Raw genomic sequence first — 5,639 nt, 5'->3', positions numbered from 1 at the left:
GTGCAAACCCCAACATTGCCATCTCCATGCATGGCAACGTTGGGGTTTGCACCCCAACCTACGCGTCCTTATTCAGGGCTGCTTGTAGATCACGCCACTCTTCATCACAAACAGCACATGCTCCACCGCACTAATGTCCTGCGTGGGATCCCCTTGTACCGCAATCACATCCGCATCCAGCCCCGCCTTCAACTGCCCGAACTTGTCCTGCTGCCGCAAGATCTGCGCATCCACCGCCGTCGCCGCCAGCAGCGCACGCGCGGGTGACATGCCGTCGCGCACCATCCATTCCAGCTCCTTGTAATTTGTGCCGTGGGTGAATACGCCCACGTCGCTGCCGCAGCCGATCATCACGCCGGCTTGCATCGCGTATTTGAAGGCATTGGCGGCTTGTTGCATATCGGCCGTCGGCGGCTGGCCAGGTTTCCAGCCGTGGAAGTATCCGGCGTAAGCGGCTTCGGCTTCCAGTGTCGGCAGGTAGGCGACATTGTGTTGTTTCATCAACTCGAACACTTCGCGCGTGCCACCGTAGCCGTGTTCGATGGTGTCGACGCCGGCGAGTACGGCGCGGCGCATGCCTTCGGCGGTGGTGGAGTGCATGGAGACGGGCAGGCCGAGCGAGTGGGCGGTGTCGACGCCGGCTTTCAGCTCTTCTTCGCTGAAGGTGGGCATGGCGCCTTTGCTTTTGCCGCAGTGGTAGTCGGCGTAGATCTTGATCCAGTCGGCGCCATGGCCGGCCTGATCGCGCACTGCATCGATCATTGACGGCACGCCGGCGACGGGAATGCCGCCTTGCGGCAGGTTGATGTCGCTGCGATAGCCATCAGGGCCGGGTCCGTAGCAATGCGCGGCGATGGTGGCGCGCGTGGCGACGAACAGGTGCGGGCCGGGAATCAGGCCGTCATTGATCGCGCGTTGCACGTCGACGTCCGCATAACCGGCGCCTTCGGTGCCCAGATCGCGCAGGACGGTGAACCCGGCCATCAAGGTGTCGTGCACATGCTTGACCGCTTCCACGGTGCGGTAGGACTGCGTTTCCTTCAGCACCTGGTCGTCCCACAGCGTTTCGTTGTACGGGTGCAGGAAGATGTGCGAGTGCGCATCGATCAGGCCGGGCAACAAGGTAGTGCCGGGCAGGTCGATGGTTTGCGTGCCGGGTGGTGCGTGCACGTCGGAGGCCGGGCCGACGGCGGTGATCTTGTCGCCTTGTATCAGCACCACCCAGCCGGCGTGCGCCTGTTCGCTGCGTGCGTCGAACACGCGATCGGCTTTGAGCAGCCACGGATGATCGGCCGGTTTCTCTGATGCATTATCGGCTGCTGATGCGCCGATCGAACACGCCATCAACAGGCCCGCGCAAGCCATGGCCAGGCACTGGAACCGATGCTTCGACATGTCTGCTCCCCGGTGATGTCCTGCTTGGACCGGGCATTTATAGCAAGAACGTGGCAATGGCGATAAGCATGGCTTTCTTCATGGGTGGGTTGTGAGCCGCGTAGGCTGGGATGCCAATCCCAGCAGAAAGATGACGATGCTGGGATTGGCATCCCAGCCTACGGTTTTCAACGCGCCGGATAATACTGCGGCGCTTCGCGACGATCCGCCATGCCGTAATCGCGCACGACCCGAATCGCGTAGATGTTCGCCTCGGCATCATTGCAACGCATGGCTTCGTTCGCGAAGTCCTCCGCCTCCTGCTCGCTGCGCCAGCTCAGCAGGATCGCTGCGCGGTTCCGCGTGCTGATGTGATCGAACACATCGCCGTCCACGCTGCGCAAACGTGCATCCTCGGCGAACGGCCATAGCGCGGAATTCGGTGCAAGCGTGCCATCGATGATGGTGAGGGCAACGGCTTCACCAACCTCGGTGCGATCCTGCCGCACCCAGCCGACGGAGCGGTTGGCGTGGGCGCCGGCCACGCACGTGATTTCACCGACGCGGATACGGTAATCGTCGAGCACCTCCTGCCGTCCGCGCACTTGTGCGGCGTGGTGTTGCTCCAGCGTTCGCCAATGCACGATCGCCTTTTCGTTTTCCCATAGCGACAGGGACAACAGGTAACCGTTGCGCGAACGGCTGCGGAAGCGTTCGTTTTCCAGGAAGCCGGGGATCTTTTCCAGCGCCGGACGCAGGCTGCCGGCGATCTTCAGGTACTCATCCGCGTGTGCGGCATCGGGCTTCACTTCGAAAACGACGGCGAATAGCGAACGCGCGGGCATGGCGGCGGTCATGGTGCCAGCTCTTCTGCGGCGTGGATGAACGCGTTCACGCTTTCGTACAGCGAGCGGCGATTTCGTTCCAGGTGCATGACGTGGGTGCCATCGTCGATGCGCAGGCGCCACCTTAGCGGGCTGCCCGTGAACTTCTCAAGAAAAGTTTGTGCGCCGGCGTCGTTCACCACGTCGTCGTAGTTTCCATACACGACGAAAACGGGCACGGAAACTTTGCTGGCGTCGTACGGATAATGCCCTGCATCGACGGCATCGATATCCGCGAGCGGGCCGTTGGGAATGCGCAATGCATCGTTTGGGTCGCCTGCTACGTGCGGCACGGTCGCTGCAAAAGCAGATGCCCAGAAGCGATCGACGGCCGGTTCCAATAGATATTTGCCGGCCGGCAGAATCGTCTTGAATCGCAACTGCTCCAGCCGCTGCTGCGCGGTGATGCGCCACCACGCAGGTTGAGCCTGGTTGTCCGGCGCGGGGGATTTCACCGGAACGATCGGGCCAAACAAGGCCAGCGAGGCCAGCGCACGCGGGTGTGTTGCCGCAAACGCGGCAGCCGGCACCGTACCCCATGAATGTGCGACCAGATGGACATCTTTCATACCTAAGCGTTGGTGCAGGTAATCGGCGGCAACGGCGATTTCAGTGACCGCTGCTTTCGCATCCGTCACGGGCGCGGCGTCGCTGGCAGGGCCGGACATGGCCGGTGGCCGGCTGGATGCGCCAAAGCCAAGGAAATCCAGCCCACAGGCGAGGTAGCCCTTTTGCGCCATGTATTGCAGCCACGAATCACCCGGCGCGAACTCGAAACCGAACGCCAGCATGGTGGGAAAACTTGCGCCATGAACGAACAGCACGCTTTTATGGGAAGCCTGTGCGGGACGCGCGCAATGCAAGGCCAGGTGTTGCGCCGGCGCATTGGGAAGCGGCAGATAGACCGTGTCGACAGGAACAGGCTGCAATTGCGCCGAGACAGCCAGCGCCAGGAAGAGCGGGACGAGCATGGTCGATCCTGGTGGGGAAGGGCCGGCACACGTTAGCGAGGGGGTGCGGCCGATACTTCGCCCGCAAACGAAAGATGCGGGACGAACGGCGTGTTAGGCCCCCGTAGCCATCGCGGCGGTGCAATCGGCCACCTCTGCAGGTACCATCGGCCAACCGCTGGCGTTCCGGGGAGGGAGATCCCATGCAAGGTATCGCGTCATCGTTGAGCACGAGCGCCCACGATCCGGTATCGGCCAGGGCGCAGCCGCATGCACGCCGACCATTGACGAGGTGACGCATGGCTTCTTACGCCGATCAGGGTATCGTCCGTTTTGCCAGCCCGTTTCCGTTCGGCGATACGGTGCAGCGGCTGCTGGCCACGTTCGCCGAACGCGGTATCAAGGTGTTCGCCACCATCGATCAGCAGGCGCAGGCCATTGCGGTGGGGTTGTCGCTGCCGCCCACCACGCTGATCCTGTTCGGCAACCCCAGCGCGGGCACACCGTTGATGCTCGACAATTCTGCCGCCGGCCTCGACCTGCCCTTGAAGGCACTGGTGGTGGAAGCCGAGCCGGATGCGGTGGAGGTATTTATCAATGCCGCCAAATACGTGATCGACCGGCACGGCTTGCCGCATGGGCTCGAAGCGAACCTGCTACCGGTGGAGCAACTTATCGCGCATGTGTTGGAAGCTCCGGTGGAGAGATGATGCGCGTGCCGAGCGATTGTGCTTGGTTGTAGGTTAGGACGAAGTTGATCATTGAGCTTTGTAGTACCTCATCGTCATTCCGGCGAAGGCCGGAATGACGATGAGGGAGAAATGCGGCTATTGAAGCAATTGGCGCTACTTCAATGGCAAAAAGATAGTCGCCACCGCCTCATGCTCAGGCACATCCGGATAAAACCGCACGCGCCGCACGAACAGCGGAAAATCGCGCAGTTCCTCACCGCTGCGTGGCAACCATTGCGCATACAGGTAGGCGATGGCGGCATGCACGCAATGCGCCTGACCGAAATTGCTGGATTTGCGGTCAATCGCCACCGCGCGCATACACGCCCGTGATCTGGCCTTCTGCCAACACGTGCCCTTCGATCGCAGCCTTGAGCTGTTCGGCGCTGGCGCCGACGGGCAGCTGCGGAGCGTTGTCCAGCGCATAGATGCGGAACACGTAATGGTGCGTCTGGCCGGCGGGCGGGCAGGGGCCGCCGTAGCCGGTGCGGCCGAAGCCATTGACACCTTCGGTCGCGTGCTCAAGCCGCCTGGACGGAGTCGAGGCGCCTTCGGGCAACTCCGTCGTATCGGCGGGAATACCGTAAGCCAACCAGTGCGCGAAGGCGGCTGGTGCATCGGGATCGTCCGCCACGATCGCGAAGCTCTTCGTGCCCGCGGGCGGTGACGGAAAGCGGATTTCGGGCGACACATTGGCGCCGTCGCAAGTGAGTTTCGCGGGCATCTTTCCACCTTGCACGAAACTGGAGCTGCTGACCTGCCATGGCGCCGGCGGCGACGCAATGGCTGCACCCGCGAGTAGCGCAGCCAATAGGAACGGCGTCCGCTTGAAATGCATCATGGCATCAGGGACTTGCACTGGCGAGGCTCACCGTGACGAAGGTGCGATGAAAAAAGCGTGCGCGCAGGCTGTTGTCGTCCAGCGTAAGTCCACTGGCGGGCATCGGCTGCACTGATTGATAAGGCGTGCGGTTGGCGAAGCGCAGAAACGGATCGACGTATTGCACGCTCCAGGCACCGTTGGGCGTATTGACCGGCTCGCTGGGCAGGCCGCCCAGCCGCTGCACCCAGAATGCTACGCGACCATCTTCGGGCAACACGAACCGATGGCTGCTGCTGGCCTGGCCGGCGTAATAGGCGGTAAGCGGCAAGGTCTGCACCAGGCGCGGGTGTGCGCAATCGCTGTCGCACATGGCCAATTGCAACACCAGCACGGGCTGCGCATTGAAGGCATTCACCTTGATCACGTCGCCTTTCTTCAATGCCTCGCTGCTTTGAAAAACCAGTGGCTTGCCGCTGTCGTCCTGCTGCATGACGGCAAAGGCGGCGATCCCGGCGGCCTGCGCAATCGACACCAGGGCAAGGCCGATTAAAACGCTGGCGAGCAGGCGTGAAGCAATCATGATGACGACCTCGATACGCATTCGAGCGATCCGTGCGGACGCTATATTGCGCCGTTTTTCCCATGCTGTCAGCGCTTCTGGCGTAGGTTGGGCTGAGGCAACGCCGAACCCCGACATCAGGGGTCTGGCGCGAATGGCGCTTACTTAAGGATGCTCTGATCTATTCCACGTACCCGTCACCGCACGGTATGCGCGCCTCGCTGTGCTCCAGTGGCGAAGGCAGACTGGCTGTCTGTCGAGACGCTGGGGTGCAGCGAGGCGCGCCTACCGTGCGGCCCCAACATGTTGAATTTAAAT

Annotated in this window: 7 protein-coding genes; 1 reads left to right on the top strand and 6 read right to left on the bottom strand. The window is 62.2% G+C overall.

The features are described 5' to 3' along the window. Positions 1 to 72: 72 nt before the first annotated feature. The 3 genes from ACTHNE_RS19225 to ACTHNE_RS19215 all read right to left on the bottom strand — a co-directional run bounded on the left by ACTHNE_RS19225 (position 73) and on the right by ACTHNE_RS19215 (position 3,229). Positions 73 to 1,395 (bottom strand): amidohydrolase family protein, encoded by a 1,323-nt coding sequence (locus tag ACTHNE_RS19225; RefSeq protein ID WP_440270060.1) that lies wholly within the window; start codon positions 1,393 to 1,395, stop codon positions 73 to 75. 167 nt (positions 1,396 to 1,562) lie between these two features. Continuing rightward, positions 1,563 to 2,231: an antibiotic biosynthesis monooxygenase family protein gene (locus tag ACTHNE_RS19220; RefSeq protein WP_440270059.1), complete on the bottom strand. Its 669-nt coding sequence runs from the start codon at positions 2,229 to 2,231 to the stop codon at positions 1,563 to 1,565. Continuing rightward, a complete protein-coding gene (locus ACTHNE_RS19215; RefSeq protein WP_440270058.1) occupies positions 2,228 to 3,229 on the bottom strand; it encodes an alpha/beta hydrolase in 1,002 nt (333 codons plus the stop codon). Before ACTHNE_RS19215 ends, ACTHNE_RS19220 begins: the two co-directional genes overlap by 4 nt. A 278-nt stretch (positions 3,230 to 3,507) precedes the next feature. Between ACTHNE_RS19215 and ACTHNE_RS19210 the strand changes: the two genes are divergently transcribed. Continuing rightward, positions 3,508 to 3,918: a DUF302 domain-containing protein gene (locus ACTHNE_RS19210; RefSeq protein ID WP_440270057.1), complete on the top strand. Its 411-nt coding sequence runs from the start codon at positions 3,508 to 3,510 to the stop codon at positions 3,916 to 3,918. A gap of 135 nt (positions 3,919 to 4,053) precedes the next feature. On the opposite strand, the gene ACTHNE_RS19205 is transcribed toward ACTHNE_RS19210, so the two are convergent. From ACTHNE_RS19205 to ACTHNE_RS19195, 3 genes are read right to left on the bottom strand one after another with little or no spacing between them, the layout of a single operon-like run. Continuing rightward, the gene (locus ACTHNE_RS19205) at positions 4,054 to 4,251 is read right to left on the bottom strand and encodes a GyrI-like domain-containing protein (protein ID WP_440270056.1); all 198 of its coding nucleotides are present in this window, start codon (positions 4,249 to 4,251) and stop codon (positions 4,054 to 4,056) included. Beyond that, positions 4,241 to 4,780, bottom strand: coding sequence for a YbhB/YbcL family Raf kinase inhibitor-like protein (locus ACTHNE_RS19200; RefSeq protein ID WP_440270055.1), 540 nt, complete (start codon positions 4,778 to 4,780; stop codon positions 4,241 to 4,243). Before ACTHNE_RS19200 ends, ACTHNE_RS19205 begins: the two co-directional genes overlap by 11 nt. A 4-nt stretch (positions 4,781 to 4,784) precedes the next feature. Continuing rightward, positions 4,785 to 5,363: a hypothetical protein gene (locus tag ACTHNE_RS19195; protein WP_440270054.1), complete on the bottom strand. Its 579-nt coding sequence runs from the start codon at positions 5,361 to 5,363 to the stop codon at positions 4,785 to 4,787. Positions 5,364 to 5,639 lie beyond the last annotated feature (276 nt).

The organism is Dyella sp. (genome assembly GCF_051954575.1).
Taxonomy (GTDB): Bacteria; Pseudomonadota; Gammaproteobacteria; order Xanthomonadales; family Rhodanobacteraceae; genus Dyella_B.
This window is presented reverse-complemented; position numbering and strand designations above follow the sequence as displayed.